17 protein-coding genes are annotated in these 19,142 nt (G+C 30.4%); 2 read left to right on the top strand and 15 right to left on the bottom strand.

Annotation, left to right across the window (positions count from 1 at the left end):
* The 14 genes from ilvD to cdaA all read right to left on the bottom strand — a co-directional run bounded on the left by ilvD (nucleotide 1) and on the right by cdaA (nucleotide 16,111).
* On the bottom strand, nucleotides 1-1,659 hold the full coding sequence (ilvD, locus tag ACYQ1T_RS07765; protein ID WP_459833646.1) for a dihydroxy-acid dehydratase: 1,659 nt from the start codon (nucleotides 1,657-1,659) through the stop codon (nucleotides 1-3).
* A 21-nt stretch (nucleotides 1,660-1,680) separates the two neighbouring features.
* Complete coding sequence (gene leuB, locus ACYQ1T_RS07760; protein ID WP_459833643.1) at nucleotides 1,681-2,751, bottom strand: 3-isopropylmalate dehydrogenase; 1,071 nt, start codon at nucleotides 2,749-2,751, stop codon at nucleotides 1,681-1,683.
* Nucleotides 2,752-2,789: 38 nt separating this feature from the next.
* Nucleotides 2,790-3,278, bottom strand: a complete 489-nt coding sequence (gene leuD / locus ACYQ1T_RS07755) for a 3-isopropylmalate dehydratase small subunit (RefSeq protein ID WP_459833640.1) — start codon at nucleotides 3,276-3,278, stop codon at nucleotides 2,790-2,792.
* Between the two features lie 15 nt (nucleotides 3,279-3,293).
* Nucleotides 3,294-4,553 carry a 3-isopropylmalate dehydratase large subunit gene (gene leuC / locus ACYQ1T_RS07750; protein WP_459833638.1) on the bottom strand — a complete coding sequence of 420 codons (1,260 nt, stop codon included), beginning with the start codon at nucleotides 4,551-4,553 and terminating at the stop codon, nucleotides 3,294-3,296.
* A gap of 15 nt (nucleotides 4,554-4,568) precedes the next feature.
* On the bottom strand, nucleotides 4,569-6,164 hold the full coding sequence (cimA, locus tag ACYQ1T_RS07745; protein ID WP_459833636.1) for a citramalate synthase: 1,596 nt from the start codon (nucleotides 6,162-6,164) through the stop codon (nucleotides 4,569-4,571).
* Between the two features lie 18 nt (nucleotides 6,165-6,182).
* A complete protein-coding gene (ilvN, locus tag ACYQ1T_RS07740) occupies nucleotides 6,183-6,695 on the bottom strand; it encodes an acetolactate synthase small subunit (protein ID WP_459833634.1) in 513 nt (170 codons plus the stop codon).
* A gap of 594 nt (nucleotides 6,696-7,289) precedes the next feature.
* On the bottom strand, nucleotides 7,290-8,633 hold the full coding sequence (gene glmM, locus ACYQ1T_RS07735; protein ID WP_459833632.1) for a phosphoglucosamine mutase: 1,344 nt from the start codon (nucleotides 8,631-8,633) through the stop codon (nucleotides 7,290-7,292).
* Between the two features lie 100 nt (nucleotides 8,634-8,733).
* A complete protein-coding gene (locus ACYQ1T_RS07730; RefSeq protein WP_459833629.1) occupies nucleotides 8,734-9,036 on the bottom strand; it encodes a YerC/YecD family TrpR-related protein in 303 nt (100 codons plus the stop codon).
* A gap of 91 nt (nucleotides 9,037-9,127) precedes the next feature.
* The gene (locus ACYQ1T_RS07725; RefSeq protein ID WP_459836488.1) at nucleotides 9,128-9,961 is read right to left on the bottom strand and encodes an AIM24 family protein; all 834 of its coding nucleotides are present in this window, start codon (nucleotides 9,959-9,961) and stop codon (nucleotides 9,128-9,130) included.
* Between the two features lie 146 nt (nucleotides 9,962-10,107).
* A complete protein-coding gene (buk, locus tag ACYQ1T_RS07720; RefSeq protein WP_459833627.1) occupies nucleotides 10,108-11,178 on the bottom strand; it encodes a butyrate kinase in 1,071 nt (356 codons plus the stop codon).
* A gap of 20 nt (nucleotides 11,179-11,198) precedes the next feature.
* Entirely contained in the window at nucleotides 11,199-12,107 is a 909-nt protein-coding gene (ptb, locus tag ACYQ1T_RS07715; RefSeq protein ID WP_459833624.1) for a phosphate butyryltransferase, read from the bottom strand.
* A gap of 173 nt (nucleotides 12,108-12,280) precedes the next feature.
* A complete protein-coding gene (locus tag ACYQ1T_RS07710) occupies nucleotides 12,281-13,882 on the bottom strand; it encodes an NAD(P)/FAD-dependent oxidoreductase (RefSeq protein ID WP_459833622.1) in 1,602 nt (533 codons plus the stop codon).
* 151 nt (nucleotides 13,883-14,033) lie between these two features.
* Nucleotides 14,034-15,287, bottom strand: coding sequence for a CdaR family protein (locus ACYQ1T_RS07705; RefSeq protein ID WP_459833620.1), 1,254 nt, complete (start codon nucleotides 15,285-15,287; stop codon nucleotides 14,034-14,036).
* On the bottom strand, nucleotides 15,254-16,111 hold the full coding sequence (cdaA, locus tag ACYQ1T_RS07700; RefSeq protein ID WP_459833617.1) for a diadenylate cyclase CdaA: 858 nt from the start codon (nucleotides 16,109-16,111) through the stop codon (nucleotides 15,254-15,256). Before cdaA ends, ACYQ1T_RS07705 begins: the two co-directional genes overlap by 34 nt.
* A 154-nt stretch (nucleotides 16,112-16,265) precedes the next feature.
* On the opposite strand from cdaA, the gene ACYQ1T_RS07695 reads away from it, so the two are divergent.
* Nucleotides 16,266-17,261: a hypothetical protein gene (locus tag ACYQ1T_RS07695; RefSeq protein WP_459833615.1), complete on the top strand. Its 996-nt coding sequence runs from the start codon at nucleotides 16,266-16,268 to the stop codon at nucleotides 17,259-17,261.
* 65 nt (nucleotides 17,262-17,326) lie between these two features.
* Nucleotides 17,327-17,923: a cell wall hydrolase gene (locus ACYQ1T_RS07690; RefSeq protein WP_459833612.1), complete on the top strand. Its 597-nt coding sequence runs from the start codon at nucleotides 17,327-17,329 to the stop codon at nucleotides 17,921-17,923.
* Nucleotides 17,924-17,955: 32 nt separating this feature from the next.
* Here ACYQ1T_RS07690 and iadA read toward each other — a convergent pair whose 3' ends face one another.
* Nucleotides 17,956-19,131, bottom strand: coding sequence for a beta-aspartyl-peptidase (iadA, locus tag ACYQ1T_RS07685; protein WP_459833609.1), 1,176 nt, complete (start codon nucleotides 19,129-19,131; stop codon nucleotides 17,956-17,958).
* Nucleotides 19,132-19,142: the final 11 nt, after the last annotated feature.

Raw genomic sequence — 19,142 nt, 5'->3', positions numbered from 1 at the left:
TTACTTATAAACAGCACCTGTACTTGCAGAGCTAACAAGTTTTGCATACCTTGATAAATATCCCTCTTTAACCTTAGGTTCTTGAAGTTTTAAATTTTTTCTACGATTCTCTAAAACCTCATTATCTACTAATATATCTAGTTTTCCTTCTATTATATCTATGGATATTTTATCTCCTTCTTCTACTAATGCAATTACTCCACCTTCTGCTGCCTCTGGAGAAACATGGCCTATAGCCGCCCCTTTTGTTGCCCCACTAAATCTCCCATCTGTAATTAATGCCACATATTTATCTAGCCCCATACCTGCAATTGCTGATGTTGGTGCTAACATCTCTCTCATACCTGGTCCACCCTTAGGCCCTTCGTATCTTATTATTACAACATCACCTTTAACTATTTTCTTTGATAATATGGCTTCTATTGCCTCTTCTTCTGAATTAAATACCCTTGCTGGCCCTTCATGTTTCATCATTTCAGGTAGTACTGCTGACTTTTTAACAACAGCTCCATCCTTTGCTAGATTACCTTTTAAAACTTGAATTCCGCCAGTTTTACTATATGGAGTGTCTATATTTTTAATAACTTCATAATCTAAAACTTTTGCATTTTTTATATTTTCTTCTTGAGTTTTACAAGTTGATGTTATACAGCCTAAATCTATTAAGTTTTTCTTTGATAATTCTTTTATAACAGCTTGAATTCCACCTGCCCAATATAAATCTTCAATATGAGTTTCTGATGCTGGTGCAAGCTTACATAAATTAGGTGTCTTAGCTGATACTTCATTTATAATATCTAAATTCATTTCAACTTTAGCTTCATTTGCTATTGCTGTTAAATGAAGAACGCTATTTGTTGAACATCCTAATGCCATATCAACAGTTAAAGCATTTTTTATTGATCTTTCATTGACTATATCTCTAGGTCTAATATCATTTTTTAATAATTCCATTATGGCCATACCTGCATATTTAGAAAGTCTTATCCTCTCTGAATATACAGCTGGTATAGTTCCATTACCCGGTAATGCTAGTCCTAAAACTTCTGATAAACAATTCATTGAGTTTGCAGTAAACATACCTGAACATGAACCGCAAGTTGGACAGGCTTTATTTTCTAAATCACATAAGTCACCCTCTAGCATAGCACCATTTTCAAAGGCACCAACTGCTTCAAACATAGTTGAAAGAGATACTGCTTTATCTTTAAATTTTCCTGCAAGCATTGGCCCTCCACTTACAAGTATTGCCGGTATATTTAATCTCAGCGCTGCCATTATCATTCCTGGAACAATTTTATCGCAATTAGGTATTAATACTAAAGCATCAAATCCATGAGCCTTAGTCATACACTCTATTGTGTCTGCTATAAGTTCTCTTGTTGCTAATGAATACCTCATTCCCTCATGCCCCATGGCAATACCATCACATACACCTATTGTTGGGAATACCAAAGGGGTGCCACCAGAAAGTAGTATTCCTTTTTTTACACCTTCAACAATTTTATCTAAATTTACATGACCTGGAATTATATCATTTTGTGATGTTACAACTCCAATTAATGGTTTCTTTATTTCTTCATCTGTTAATCCAGATGCTTTAAATAGTGATCTATGAGGTGCCCTCGATGGTCCCTTTTTTACTACATCACTTCTCATACATTTCACCTCCTCTTTAATTTAAATTTTATCTAAAACTAATTTCCCCATTTCTTTAGTTCCAATAAACTTCATACCTTCACTCATTATATCCCCTGTTCTATAGCCTTCTTCTAAAACTCCTAATACTGCATTTTCAATTGAATTTGCTTCATTTTCTAAGCCAAAGCTATATCTAAGCATCATTGCTGATGAAAGAATTGTGGCTAATGGATTTGCAACTCCTTTTCCAGCTATATCTGGTGCACTTCCATGTATTGGTTCATACATTCCTATTTTTCCCTCTCCAAGAGATGCTGATGGAAGCATTCCTATTGAACCTGTTACCATACTAGCTTCATCTGATAATATATCTCCAAACATATTTGAAGTAACTATTACATCAAACTGTTTTGGATCTTTTACAAGTTGCATTGCAGCATTATCAACATACATATGATTTAATTCAACTTCTTTATAGTCCTTTGCCACTTCTTCTACAACAGCTCTCCATAATCTAGAGCTTTCTAGTATATTTGCTTTATCTACACTAGTTATTTTTTTATTTCTTTTCATTGCTGTTTCAAAAGCGATTTTAGCAATTCTTCTAACTTCTTCTACATTATACTTTTCTGTATCATAAGCTGAAGCTACACCATTATTTTCTTCTCTTCCTCTTTCACCAAAATAAATACCACCAGTAAGTTCTCTTACTACACAAATATCTATTCCATCTCCTATTATGCTATCTTTAAGTGGAGATGCATTTTTTAAAGGTGCATATAAAATAGCTGGTCTTAAATTACAATAAAGATTTAATTCTCCTCTTAAACCTAAAAGAGCTTGTTCTGGCCTTATTTTTGCATTAGGATCATCCCATTTAGGTCCACCAACTGCACCTAATAAAACAGAATCTGACTTTTTACATTTTTCTAATGTTTCCTCTGGAAGTGGTGTACCTTTTTCATCTATAGCACATCCACCAGCTAATAAATATTCATATTTAAAACTATGATTATATTTTTCACCTATTTTATTTAAAACCTTAACTGTTTCTTCTATTACTTCTGGTCCTATTCCATCTCCTGGAATAACTGCAATATTAAAATTCATTTTTAAAAGCCCCCTTATTTAATTGTCAGTATATAACTTTATTTATTATTTTTTATATATCCAATTAACCCATTATTATTTATTATTTTTTGCATAAATTCAGGAAATCCCTCTCCCTTATATTCTTCATTCTTTGTTATATTTTTTATTACCCCAGTTGAAAATTCTACTTCTAATTCATCACCTGAATTTATCGCCTTTACCGCCTCATTACATTCAATAATAGGTAATCCTATATTTATTGCATTTCTATAAAATATTCTTGCAAATGTTGATGCTATAACACAACTTACTCCACTTTCTTTTATAGCTATTGGAGCATGTTCCCTAGATGACCCACAACCAAAATTTTTATTTGCAACTATAATATCTCCATCACTTACTTTTTTTACAAAATCTAAATCTATATCTTCCATGCAGTGTGCTGCTAACTCCTTTGGATCTGAAGTATTTAAGTATCTTGCTGGAATTATTACATCTGTATCTACGTTATCTCCATATTTAAAAACTTTTCCTCTTACCTTCATTGATTTATCTCCTTTCTAAATTACCTCTGGATTTGTTATTTTTCCTGTTAATGCTGAAGCAGCTGCAACTGCTGGACTTGATAAGTAAACTTCCGACTCAACGTGTCCCATTCTACCTACAAAGTTTCTATTTGTAGTTGATATTGCCTTTTCTCCTTTTGCTAATATTCCCATATGTCCTCCTAAACATGGTCCACATGTAGGAGTTGAAACAATTGCACCTGCTTCAATTAAATCCTTTAATATTCCTTCCTCTAAGGCTTGAAGATAAATTTTTTGAGTTCCTGGGAATACAATACATCTAACTCCCTTTTTAACTTTTTTACCTTTAAGAATATCTCTTGTTATTCTTAAATCAGATATTCTACCATTAGTACATGAACCTATAACTACTTGATCTACTAAAACCTCTCCAACTTCATCAATAGTTCTTGTATTATCAGGTAAATGTGGAAATGAAACTGTAGGTCTTAATGTGCTTAAATCTATTTCATATACATTTTCATATTCAGCATCTTCGTCGGCTTCATATACTTTCCATTGCCTTTCTGTATGTTCTTTTAAATATTCTATAGTTTTATCATCTACTGGAAAAATTCCATTTTTACCACCAGCTTCTATAGCCATATTAGACATAGTAAATCTATCATCCATTGAAAGATAAGCTAGTCCATCTCCGAAAAATTCCATAGATTTATATAAAGCCCCATCAACTCCTATCATGCCTATTATGTGTAAAATTATATCTTTACCACTTACCCATTTAGCTGGTTTATTTTTCAGTACAAACTTTAAGGCTGCTGGTACTTTAAACCAACACTTTCCTGTAGCCATTCCAGCTGCCATATCTGTTGATCCTATTCCTGTGGAAAATGCACCTAATGCCCCATAAGTACAAGTATGTGAATCTGCTCCAATTACAACATCACCAGCTACAACTAGCCCCTTTTCAGGTAATAAACAATGCTCTATTCCCATTTCACCTATTTCAAAAAAGTTCTTAATTTCTTTTTCTCTTGAAAACTCTCTAATAAACTTACATTGCTCTGCAGCCTTTATATCTTTATTTGGTGTAAAGTGATCAGGTACAATTGCTATTTTTTCTTTATTAAAAACATCTTTTACCCCAAACTTTTCAAATTCTTTTATAGCTACAGGAGATGTTATATCATTTCCTAACACTAAATCTAAATTTGCCTCTATCAGCTGTCCTGCTTTCACACTTTCTAAGCCTGCATGTGCAGATAATATTTTTTGTGTCATTGTCATTGTCATTTTTTATAGCCCCCTTTAAAAATATGTTTTTACTTCTCTTTCTATATCTTTTATTAATTTATATTCAATAGAATCTACTAACGCAATCCAGCTTGCTTGAATTACATCTCTTGATACCCCAACTGTACTCCAGCTCTCTACTCCATCTGTTGATTCTATTAAAACTCTTACTTTAGCTCCAGTTGCACTTTCTGAGTCTAAAACCCTTACTTTATAATCTACAAGCCTTACATCTTTTAACTTTGGATAAAAAGATTCTAACGCTTCCCTTAAGGCCTTATCTAGTGCATTAACTGGACCGTCTCCCTCTGCTGCTGTCATTTTATTTTTTCCATCTACAGTTATATTGATAAGGGCTGTTGAACTAAAATCACCATTACTTGATGGTTGTTCTCCCATAGTTTTAAAGTGATTGAGTTTAAAAAATGGTTTATATTTCCCCATTATTTTTCTCATTAGTAGCTCTATGGTACCTTCTGCACCCTCAAACTTATATCCCTCATACTCTAATTCTTTTAATCTATTTGTTATGTCTTTTACTTCTTTACTTTCCTTTGTTATATTGGGAAATACCTTTTGTATTTCTTTTAAAATTGTACTTTTCCCACTTACTTCAGAAATTAAAAATCTTCTGCTATTTCCAATCTTTTCTGGTTCAATATGTTCATATGACTTTGACTCCTTACAAACAGCATCTATATGCATTCCACCTTTATGTGCAAATGCCGAAGCTCCAACATAAGGCATATCATATGATAATGGAATATTTGATATTTCAGAAATAAATCTTGCTGTTTTAGTAAGTTCTAATAAATGCTCATCATCTATAATTTCATAATTCATTTTTAACTTTAAAGTTGGTATTATTGTTGAGAGATTTGCATTTCCACATCTTTCTCCAAATCCAATAAATGTTCCTTGTATATGTCTTACTCCTGCCTCTACTGATATTATTGAATTAGCTACAGCTAAGCCTATATCATTATGACAATGTACTCCTATTATTCCTCCTACTTTTTCTATAACATCTTTTGTTATATCTTCTATTTCAGATGGAAGTATACTTCCATTCGTATCACATAATACAATAACCCTTGCCCCGGCTTCCCTTGCCACCTTTAAAGTTTCAAGTGCATAAACATTATTTTCTTTATATCCATCAAAAAAATGTTCTGCATCAAATATTACTTCTTTACTATTTTCTCTAAGAAATTTTATTGAATCTCTTATCATATTTAAATTTTCTTCTAGTGAAGTTTTTATAATATTTTCAACCTGTACGTCCCATGACTTTCCAAATATAACTACTACCTCTGTTTCTGCTTTTAATAATTTTTTTAAATTTTCATCTTTATTTGCATCTATATTAGCTCTTCGTGTTGCCCCAAAAGCTGCTAATTTAGAATGTTTTAAATTTATTAATTTAGCCCTTTTAAAAAATTCCATATCTTTTGGATTTGATCCTGGATTTCCTGCTTCTATATAATCTACCCCAATATCATCTAAAGCTTTTACAATCTTAAGCTTATCTTCTAAAGAAAAAGAAATATCTTCTCCTTGTGCCCCATCTCTTAAGGTAGAATCAAAAACTTCTACTTTTTTATTGCTCATTGCCCCACCTCTTATTAACTAATTAAAATATTCCCCATAGTTAGTTATATCATTATCGCCTCTTTCAAGGGCAGTTACACCAGTTCTAACTATTTCTTGAATTTCATATCCCTCCATTAACTTTATAAGTGCATTTATTTTACTATCATCACCAGTTAGCTCAATTGTTAAAGTATTTGATGCTACGTCTATTATCTTGCTTCTAAATATCTTTACTACCTCATTTATTGAAGCTCTATTTTCTGGTGTTGCTTTAACCTTTATTAAAACAAGTTCTCTATAAACTGAATATTCTGATTTTAATTCAAAAACTCTCAGAACATCTTCTAGCTTATTAAGCTGTTTTGTAAATTGCTCTAAAATATCTTCATTCCCCATAAGACCTATTGTCATTCTTGAAATATTAGGATTTTCTGTTCTACCAACAGTTAGACTATCAATATTAAATCCTCTCCTTGCAAAAAGACCTGATACTCTAGTTAACACCCCTGATGAATTTCTAACTAATACAGATAACACATGTCTTTCCATAAATTAGCCCCCCTTAAAAAATTGTAAAAAAAACCACCATTAATGATATGAATCAATAAGGTAGCATTAAATTTCGCCTTAATTATACATCATCACTAGGTTCCAACAAACCCTTGCTTATAACGGGGCATACCGGTTATGACTTACTTATACTTATTAGCACTTTCAGTATACTGCTCTGGAGTGATACTTATTATAGTAAAGCATCCATTCACACCAACCATGGACTCTCTGTAGCTTTTTTTCTATTATAACTGTCTCCGTCTTAGCATTTATTTAAATTTCTAAGGACATATTAAGTTTTGTTATTGTTAAGATTTTACTTCTTTATTTTACCAGTGTCAAGAATTTTTTTAAATTTTTTCCAATTTAATTTTTATATGCTTTTCTTCTTTTATAATTTTAACTTTTTATTACTTTTAAAGTTTATTTTTTATTAAATTGTTAAACTTAATTTCACTTTTTTATTTCTATATTATTTTTATGCTATATCCTTTATCATTGTATTATTTACTTTTTAGAATAAAAAAAGGTTATTTTGCATTAGTATATACAAAATAACCTCTTTATATAAATTATTTAATATCTATAAAATTAAATTTTGCTTAGTATTAAATCCACTAAACTATGAGCCATTTTATCTATTTCTTCTTGGTTTTCTCCTTCTAGCATAACTCTTACTAAAGGTTCTGTACCTGATGGTCTTATCAGTACTCTTCCTACACCATTTAATGATGCTTCTATTTTTTCTATAGCTTCAACTATTTCTTTATCTTCTAAATATATGTTTTTCTTATTATTTGGAACCTTTGCATTAACTAAAACTTGTGGAAGTTCTTTCATTATTCCTGCTAATTCACTTAAAGTTTTTCCACTTCTTTTTTTAATTGCAGCAACTTGAAGTGCAGTAACAAGTCCATCTCCTGTAGTATTATAATCTAAGAATATAATATGACCTGATTGTTCTCCACCTAAAACATATCCATCTTTAATCATTTCTTCTAGGACATATCTATCTCCAACTTTAGTCTTTATAATATTTATTCCTTCATTTTTACATGCAATATCTAATCCTAAATTGCTCATTACAGTAACAACTAAAGTATCTTCCTTAAGTTTACCTATATCTTTAAGATGTTTAGCACATAAAGTTAATATAAAATCTCCATTAATAAGAGTTCCTTTTTCATCTACTGCTAAGCATCTATCTGCATCTCCATCAAAAGCAAAACCTAAATCACAGTTCTTTCTAACAACGTAATCCATTAGCTCTTCTGGATGTGTTGATCCACAATTTTCGTTTATGTTAGTTCCATCTGGATTATCATTTATTACATAAACATCAGCACCTAATTCTCTAAATGCTTTAACTGCAGCTTTATAGCATGCTCCATTAGCACAATCTAAAGCTACTTTAATTCCCTTTAAATCAACAGGAATAGTTGACATCGCATAGTCCATATATTCATCAAGAGCTCCAACTTCTATTGTTGATCTTCCTAAATCATGTCCAGTTGGACTAGGAACTCCTTCAAATCCTGTTTCTATAATTCTTTGAATTTCATCTTCTAATTCATCTTGTAGTTTATATCCTCTTCCATCAAAGAATTTTATTCCATTATATTCTACTGGATTGTGTGATGCTGAAATCATAATACCTGCATCTGCATTATATTCTCTTGTTAAATGTGCCACTGCTGGTGTAGGAACTACTCCTAAAATTACAGCTTCTGCTCCAACTGATAATATACCTGCAACTAAAGCTGCTTCTAGCATATCTCCTGATATTCTTGTATCCTTACCAACTAATATTTTTGGCTTGTGAGTACCTTCTGTTAAAACATATGCTCCTGCTCTTCCTAAACTATATGCTAATTCAGCAGTTAACTCTGTGTTTGCAACACCTCTTACTCCATCTGTCCCAAACATTCTACTCATATTTTTTACCTCACTTTTTCTATTGGTTTATTAGTTATACCTTATGTCACATTATTAGTATATATTTTTTCAATATATTTTACAACTAATAACAATTTAACTAATTATTTTTTAAACTTTCATCTATTCTATCTAATATTAGGTTATATCCACCAGTACCGTAATTTAAACATTTATTTACTCTGCTTATAGTTGCTGTGCTGGCTCCAGTCTTTTCTGCAATTTCTGTATATACTTTTTTTTGTTTTAACATCTTAGCAACTTGTATTCTTTGTGCAAGAGCCTTCAATTCATTTATAGTCGCTACATCTTCAAAAAAGTTATAACATTCTTCTATATCTTTAAGCTCTAATACAGCTTTAAAAAACAAATCTAGCTCTTCATTTTTAAGCTTGCTTTCCACTTTACCACCTCTTAATTTCTCTAACTTAAATAAATTATAACCACATTCATACTAGTTTACAACTGTATTGTAGTAAAGTAGTTGTTACTATTTAAATTTCTGTATCACTTTCACCATCTGGATCAGATATATCTTTTAGGCCACCATCCATAAGTTTATTATATACAGCTTTAGTTGGTGCTAACCAAACTTCTCCACTTCCTCTATAAACATTTAATAATCCTTCTCCATTAAAGGCTGTTCCTATTAATGTAGTAGAGGATTTTTCTACAGTAAATGTAATATTTGAAGTTCTTAATATACTAAAGTTTCCATCAACCTTTAATGTATCTCTAAACATCTTACATCTTAATATTTCTTTTTCTGGTACTGGTATTTCTAATAAAACTATACCACTTCCCTTTAATTTAGTTTGATACAAACCTTCATTACCAAATATTATAGAAGATACGGTCTTTTGCATAATTGGCTCTACTTCTATACTTTCTTCACAAGCATAAAATAATCCATCATCAACAATTATTTCTTCATCTTCAAGCTCTATAAGAGTATAATGTCCAAAAGTAGGCTCAAGAAAAACCTCTCCAGTTCCTCTTAACACCGGCTTAAACATAGATTCTCCAGTAACTTTACTTGAGAAGAACTTTCTGCCTAACCCTATTACACCTCCAGTTTTATTCACTATTTCTATATTACCTTTCATGTAACTTAGTGAACCTGATTCTATCTTAACAGCGCTATCATCTAATATTATCCTAACTTGTCTAAGCTTAACCTTAGACTTTTTCATAAAATCTATTTGCATAGAGGTATTTAAGTCACTAGCACCTTCTAAATCATCATATTCTAATATTTGAAATATTGTGTCATTACTCATTTCTGAAATCATTGTTAACTTATTATTTATATTTACTGAAGTTCTCAGCTTAATCCCTCCTTTTATTTATTTTTTAAACTAAATAACTTATATTACTTAACATACCGTACTTATCTACAATTAGTCTATAAATATAATTCCCTAAAAAAATAAAAAATTCCCCATTCTCTATAAGGAAGGGGAACTTTTTCTCTTTATTTATATTCTTTAGCTTTTTCTTCTCCACTTAGTACTCTTATTGCTCCTTGTGCTAAAGCTAATAGTTCATCTTCTCCTGGATATACAGTTATTGGTGCTATCCATTCTACTCTATTTTTTATATCATTTATAATTATATCAGAATAAGCTATACCACCTGTAGTAACTATAGCATCGACTTTTCCACATAAAACTGTAGCCATCTCCCCTATAGCCTTACACACTTGGTATATAAAAGCATTATAGTATAACTTAGCATCTTTATTTCCTTCTGCTACTAGCTTTAATACATCTCTTGCATCATTTGTATTAAGGTATGCAACATAACCACCTTTACCTACTATCTTACTATAAACTTCTTTTTCTGTATATTTTCCACTAAAACACATCTTTATAAGTGATCCAACTGGTACACTACCTGCTCTTTCTGGTGAAAATGGTCCATCTCCATCTAATGCATTATTTACATCTACTACTCTTCCATGTTTATGTGCTCCTACTGAAACACCGCCACCCATATGAACTACAATTAAATTTAACTCATCATATGACTTTCCATTTTCTTTAGAAAATCTCTTAGCTACAGCCTTTTGATTTAACGCATGGAATTTACTAACTCTTGGTAATTCTGGAACCCCTGAAACTCTTGCAACATCATCTAATTCATCTACAACTACTGGATCTACTATAAATGATGGAATTTTTAGTTCATTTCCTATTTGACTTGCTAATATTCCACCTAAATTTGATGCATGTTGACCTTGAACTCCAACTTTTAAATCTTCTAACATTTTTTCATTAACTGAATATGTTCCACCTTCCATTGGCTTAAGCATTCCACCTCTACCAACTACGTCATTTAATGTATTAATATCAAAGTTCTTTTCTTTTAATACATTAAGAATAATATCTTTTCTAAATTGAAATTGGTCGTAGATAGTTTTGTACGCACCTATTTCTTCTGATGAATGTCTTAGAGTTTCTTCTAATATACTCTTCTCACCATCATATACTCCTATTTTTGTTGATGTTGATCCTGGGTTAATTATTAATAGCTTATAAGACATGATAAATTCCCCTCCAATTATTACTTTTTTGATTCTGCAACTAATGCAGCAAGTGCTATAGAGTTAACCTTTGTTTCAAAACTGTCTGCTCTAGATGTTAATATTACTGGAGCTGAAGTTCCTACTAAAAGTCCTCCATTTCTTGATTTTGATGTATATGTTAAAGTTTTATACATAACATTTGCTGTTTCTATATTTGGAAGTAATAATATATCTGCTTTTCCAGCAACAGGTCCTGTAACTCCCTTATGATGTGCTGCTTCTTCTGATAATGCATTATCTAAAGCAAGTGGTCCATCAACTAAACAACCCTTTATTTGACCTCTATCGTTCATCTTTGAAAGTAGTGATGCATCTACTGTAGCTGGCATATCTGGATTTACTACTTCTACTGCACATACTGGAGCTACCTTTGGAAGTTCTATTCCACAAGCCTTTGCAACACCAACTGAATTATTTAAAATTTGTATCTTTGCTTTTAAATCTGGATAAGTATTAAATGCTGCATCTGTTAATAGTATTAGTCTATCTATTCCTTCTATTTCAAACACTGCTACGTGAGACATTAATTGTCCTGTTCTTAATCCAACTTCCTTATTTAATACGCTTCTTAGAAAAGTAGCTGTATCAACTAACCCTTTCATAACCATATCTGCTTTACCAGTTGAAACTAATTTAACAGCTTCTATAGTTGCTTTCTTTATATCTACTTCATGAACTATTTCAAATTGTGCAATATCCATATCTATCTTATTTGCTATTTCTATTATTTCATCTTTATTACCAACAAGTATTGCATCTGCAATTCCTCTTTCTTTAGCTGCTTTTACTGCTTCTAAAACTGGCTCATCTTGAGCAACAGCTACTGCAACCTTCTTTTTATTACAATCTTTAAGCTTTAATAGTAAGTCATCAAAATTTTTACTCATTTTCTTGCACCTCTCATATTTCCTTTATTAATTTTTAGTTATTAACCTTTTTCCTAAATGTTAGAATTATACAAATATAAGCTATAATGTACAAATATTTCCTTATATTATATTGTAACAAAAAATATTCTGAAAACTTAAGTTTTCAGAATATTCTCTCGCGCTTTATTTTATTAAATTATTGGTTTATACTTACTTATTATTTTTTCAGCTACTTTTATTCCATCAACAGCTGCTGAAATAATTCCACCAGCAAATCCAGCACCTTCTCCTGAAGGATATAATCCTTCTACTGAAATACTTTCTAAGTTTTCATTTCTTGTTATTCTAACTGGTGCTGATGTTCTTGTTTCAATTCCTGTTAAAAGTGCATCATTACTTCCATACCCATTTATCTTTCTATCGAAATCAACTATACCCTCTTTCAAAGCTTCTATAACATAAGGAGGTAAGCATTCCCTTAAATCTCTAAATTCAAATCCTGGTTTATAACTAGGTTTTACATTTCCTAGCTTAGTGCTTATTCTATCTTCCATAAAGTCACCAACTAGTTGTATTGGAGCTTTATAGTTTCCTCCTCCAAGTTTAAAAGCTAAACTTTCATAATGTCTTTGGAACTCCATTCCTCTAAGTGGAGAATCTCCCTCAAAATCATCTGGCCCAACAGTTACAACTAAAGCAGAATTAGCATTTTCTAAGTCTCTAGCATGATAGCTCATTCCATTAGAAACTAATCTTTCACTTTCTGAAGCTGCTGCAACAACAACGCCTCCTGGACACATACAGAATGAATAAACTGCTCTTCCTAGCTTTTCACTTTGATATGTTAATCTATATTCTGCGGCTTTTAATCTTGGATGTTCATGAGCTTCACCATATTGACTTTTATTTATTAACTCTTGTGGATGTTCTATTCTAACACCTACCGCAAAGGCCTTAGGTTCCATATAAACCCCTAGCTTATGTAACATTTCATATGTATCTCTTGAACTATGTCCTATTGCTAATATTAAGTTTTCACATTTAATTTCTCTTCCATTAACAACTATAGCCGTTAACTTACCATCTTCATGTTTTATTTCCTCTAGTTTAGATGAAAATAATACTTCCCCACCTAAGGATTTAATTTTTTCTCTTATATTTTTAACTACTTCCTTTAATAAATCAGTCCCTACATGTGGTTTTCCTATATATGTAATTTCTTCTGGTGCTCCTGCTTTTACAAGCTCTCTTAAAACATAATCACATCTAGTATCTTTAATTCTCGTAGTTAATTTACCATCTGAAAAGGCTCCTGCGCCACCTTCACCAAACTGAACATTAGACTCTAAATTTAATTCTCCATTTTCCCAAAACTTATCAACAGTCTTTGTTCTTTTATCCACATCTTCTCCTCTTTCTATCACCAATGGTTTATAACCTTTTTCGGCTAATAGTAAGGCTGAAAAAATACCTGCTGGTCCAAATCCTACAACAACTGGTCTATTTTTTAATTCTTTTGTACCTTTTTCTATTTCTGCATCATAAACTTCTGATTCTAACTTTACATCTTTATCTTTTAATTTAGCTACTAGCTTTTCTTCACTATTATGCTTAACTTCAACACAATATATAAATTTAATAGCATTTTTCTTTCTTGCATCAAGACTTTCTTTTATTATTTTTAAATCTTTAATTTCCTTTTCAGAAACCTTTAATTTTTTAGAAACCTTCTTAAGTAGTAAGTCTTTGCTTTCATCTATTTGTAAAATTATATTATTAATTCTAATTGACATATCATCACCTTCATTCTAATTTTCTAGTAGTTCATTCTAACACAAAGAATAATTATTGTGAACTAAATTAATTGAAAAATTTAATAAAGTAGTCGTGTTTTAAATATAATATCCTTTAAACACAACTACTTATTAAGCCTTTAATATTAAACTAATGTGTACTTGTAACCTCTGGCTTTTGGGTTACTTCTTTTGTTACTGTAATACCTATATTTTCTACTGAGTTAACTGTAAACTTCTGACTTAACCCTGTAAGAGTTACTACTGGTGTTATATCAAAATGACCTTCGTCTTTATAGGTTTCTAAATTTAAATCTACCTTTATATTATCTGCAGTTATATTTGTTATTTCGTCTTCTAAACCATTTATTTTAACTTTAACAATTTCTTTATCAGGTTTTACTATTAATCCTTGATTTACTCCATGAATTGTGAATTTAACATCAAACTCTTTAGTTACTGTTTTTACTAATATTAATTTAACAGTTGTTGTTTCTTCTCCAGCTAATAAATGTACTCCATTAGGTACTTTTATAGCTACTGTTAATTCACCACTATCTTTTATTTGAGATAAATCTACAGGCAATGTCTCTACTTCATTAATACTATCTAGTGTCTCCTTAGGTCCTAATAACTCTACTGATCTTCTAGTAGATTCAATACTTTTTAACTTTCCTCCATTTTGTAATTCACCCACAGTATTAACTTTCAATGGCACACTTTTCCCCTTACTAACCTTTATATTAACACTAACAGAATTTTGCGAAAATATAACATCTGAGATTGCATTCCCAGCACTATCAACTGCCTTTATATTATAATCCTCTATTATATCTTCATATACATCTTTTCTTTCTCCATTAGCTACAACAGCATATACTTTACTTATTATTGATTCTGGTCCTGAAATCTTAACTTCCTTAGGATTTATTACTGCTGGCCCAGCAAAATATCCTTGCCTTGCACTAACTGCTATATTTGACTGTACTTCTACCTCTTTTTCCACTAGATCTTCTAATGCTATATTTATGCTAAGCATATTATTATTTTTTATACTTACTCCTGTTGGATAATCTGTAATAGTTACTGGAATCTTATTTTCACCTTTTTTTAATGCATACTCACTTAAATCTACTTGTATCTTAAAATCACTTTTTTTGACTTTATTTATATAGTTTGTATATCCCTCTAATTTCAAATTAACATAAAACTGTTGTTTGGGTGCTAAAACCATCTTATGTCCTTCTAATGATTCTAAATTTATTAACTCAACTGGAACTTTATTAATTTCAGTAGTTCTAACTTTATTCTCTACATTTGTAACATAAAACCATAGTCCTATAGACATTAAAATGCAAATTATAGGTACTATTATTTGTCTTTTTCCTTTATCCCTTTTATCCATGTCTTCACCTTCTCCCCAGCTGATTTTACATTTTTACTTTCTCTATTTTCCATTATCTTTAATAATACTACTCTTAACTTTTCTTTATCATAGTTTCTAGTAAGTCTACCATTTATAGCTAATGAAATGACTCCTGTTTCTTCTGATACTACAATTATTAATGCATCTGATGTTTCTGATAGTCCTATTGCTGCTCTATGTCTTGTACCTAACTTTTTATTTATAGTATTATTATTTGTTAATGGAAGTACACAACCAGCTGCTAAGATTTTATCTCTTCTTATTATAGTTGCCCCATCATGCAATGGCGTATTTACTACAAATAAATTTTCTAATAAATTTGCAGTAATATTAGCTTCTAAAATTGTTCCTGAATTAAGAACTTCTCCTAGACCTGTCCCCTGTTCTATGGCTATTAATGCTCCTGTTTTTGTTTCCGCTAAATTAGAAACTGCCGTAACAATTTCATTTACAGCTATATTTCTTTTTTCTTCACTTTGTATACTATGAAGTTCTTCAAATGCACTTCTCCCTAAATGTTCTAAAGCTCTTCTTATTTCAGGTTGGAATATAATAACTACTGATAATACCCCTATTGTCAGTGTTTTGTTTAAAATAAAATTAAGCATTTCTAGCTTTAGTATATAGCTTATAGGTATAAGTGCAATTATTAAAACTATACCCTTTAAAAGCTGTTCAGCTCTTGTTTCTTTAATTAAAATATAGCCCTTATAGAAGATATAAGCTACTACTAAAATATCTAATACTGACCATATTGATATGTTTTTTGCTGTGTTTATTATTAACGAAAAAAATTCTTGCATGCCGGGCACCCCACTCTTTATTCTCTAATATAAATTATACACCAATTAGTAAATTCTTAGTATATCGATTAAATTTTTTTTTAAATTTTATAATATTTTTTCATGAACTATAATATAAATTTATGTAAAGAGACAATTAAAAAGGAGGTACTATATGAATGATAAAATATCATCTTTTATTGAAAGTCACAAAAAAAATATTATAATTTTTTCTTCACTTTTTATCACAAGTACTTTAATTATATTTTTTATTTTCACAAAATTAAATTCAAACAAAGGAATGCCTGCTTTAAAAAATATAGGTAAAGACTTAAGTAAAATAAATTTATCCCTTGAAAAAGGACTTAATGACATGACTATTAATACTACTTTAGCTAGTGAAATATTATCAGATGGTTCAGCTTCATTAAAAGAATTATCTTTTAAACTCTCAAACATTGAAACGCCATCTGAAAAAAGCATAATTGCCAAAAAAGAGTTAGCTAATGCTTTATCAACAACTATAGCCTTATACGATTTTTCTCTCTATATAATTAATAACCCAAATGAAATAAATTCTAGTAAAGATTTAAATGACTTTCTAGTGTATAAGGATGATTGTATTAAAAGTTATAATACTTTAAGGAAAGATGGCATTTCAATAGATTTTTCTGATAAAACCTTATCTTTCTTTGAAAACACTTATAACTATACAAACACAGTAATTAAAATAAATAGAGATAGGGATTTTAAAAGTTCAAATAAACGTAAGTTTATTATTGCTTTGGAATCATTTGACCCAACTCTTGAAAAACTTTCAGAAGATTTAATGCCAGCAATAGATAAAATACGAATTGATAAAAGAGATATTCAAGTTATTGTTGATGACTTATATAAAAAAGAAAAGGACTTTAATGATATACAATCTAGTATTTTAAATATATCAATTCCTGATGGATGTATGGAATTTTATAATGCACTACAAGAATATTTAAAAATATATGATGCCTACTTAAAATCAATGAAGGATGCTGTTATTTTTGAAAAAACTAGTGATAAAAGTGAAAAATCTAATAAAGAATTAGAAAAATTATATGATAATGCCTCTTCAAAACGTGAAGATGTTATAAGCTATTATTCTAAGTACAAAGACTTATTTAAAAATTCTTAGTATTATTTTTTTTCTTTTGGTTAATAATAATTCTGGATTGGGTTATATCCAAAAGGAGGTTATTCATGAAATATTTAAAATGTATATTTATTTTCTTTTTAACCCTCTCTTTTTCAGCAAACATATTAATTAAAAAGGTGTCTAGCGATGAACTTAGCCCTGAAGAAGTAGCAGTGTTTTCAAATAGTTCTGCCGCTAATGACTCAACTAACGAATATAACAATACTTTTATAAATATGCCAAAAGACGGTGTGGTTGAAGTCTTTAACCACAATGACAGTTTAATTTATTTAACACAAAAAGATGTAAATCTAATGGCTCAAATTGTTTATGCTGAAAGTAAGGGTGAACCATATGAGGGTAAGGTAGCTGTTGCATCGGTAATACTAAACAGAGTTTTAAGCTCTGGGTTTCCAAACACTATTCAAGAAGTAATATTCCAACCAAACGCTTTTTCTTGTGTAGTTAATGGCCAAATTTCTGTTGAACCAACCCAAGAGTGCTACAATGCTGTTTATGAAGCTATAAAGGGGAATGACCCAACTAATGAAGCTTTATTTTTTTATAACCCAGCAATAGCTACCTGTTCATGGATGCATGATGTTGCAAAAGCAGATAGTCGATCCATAGGTCAACATTTATTTTTCAAACCAGGATATTAAAAAGAAAAAGGACTAAAATTTTAGTCCTTTTTCTATCTTTCAAAGGTTCCTTTAATTATGGGCTCTCCATTTTTAACCATGACTTTTCCTTTAGCAATTACAATATCTATATCTAACTTATCTTCATTTACTATTACTAAGTCGGCATCTTTTCCTGATTTTATCTCACCCTTATTTGATAACTTCAATACTTTTGCTACATTTGATGTAATTACCTTTAAAGCATCCTCTATTTTAATATTGTATGTTTTTATACTTTCTTTAACCTCTCCATAAAGAGTTGAAACTGAACAAATTCCTAGTCCTACTAAATGTCCATTATCATCAAAAACCGGCATACTTCCATTACCATCTGATGAAAATGTTACATGCTCTATATTAACTCCATTTTTTATTAGATTTGCTAACCCCTCGCTAGCTCTTAATTCTTCCGGTTCTAAAAATCTTGGATCTGAACTAGTTGTTAAGTCTATAAATCCACCTTTTTTTGCATATTCTTCTCCCACTGTAAATAGTTTTCTACTTCTATTTATATGTGTTGGTAAAAGTTGAGTAGGTGGTATTTCTGTTTCCTTTATTAAGGAGAATAAATAATCTAACTTTCTAGCTCCATCACCTAAATGAACATTTACTATTCCTGCTTTTCCCGATAATAAGCCTCCAACTCTGGCTTGGGCTACAGTATTTACAAATTCATTAAAAGTAGCTTGTGAACTTCTATGGTCTGATAATGCTACTTCTCCTACACCTATAACCTTATCTACCATCATTAAATCACCTTTAATGCTTTCAGTTATAGTTTTTACTGGTATTTCATAAGACCCTGTATAACAAAATGTAGTTAATCCTTCTTCTTCTAAAGCCTTTGCTTTTGCTATTAGACTTCTCATATTTCTGCATACTCCATCTGTTCCTATGCAGCCTACTACTGTTGTTATTCCTGCTTTTGTTAATTCAGTTAAATTTAATTCAGGGGTTCTTGTTTTAAAACCACCCTCACCCCCACCACCTAATATATGTACATGAGAATCTATAAAACCTGGAAATACCAGCTTTCCTTCTCCATTTATAATATTTATAGATATAAAATCTTTAGGTATATTTATTTCATCATAAATTCCCTCTATTTTACTATCTAAAATAACTACATCTTTTATTCCTTTATATTCTGGATCATAAACCTTAATATTTTTAATTATTGTTAACAAATTACCCACTT

The sequence above is a fragment of the Clostridium carnis genome, assembly GCF_054657435.1.
This window is presented reverse-complemented; position numbering and strand designations above follow the sequence as displayed.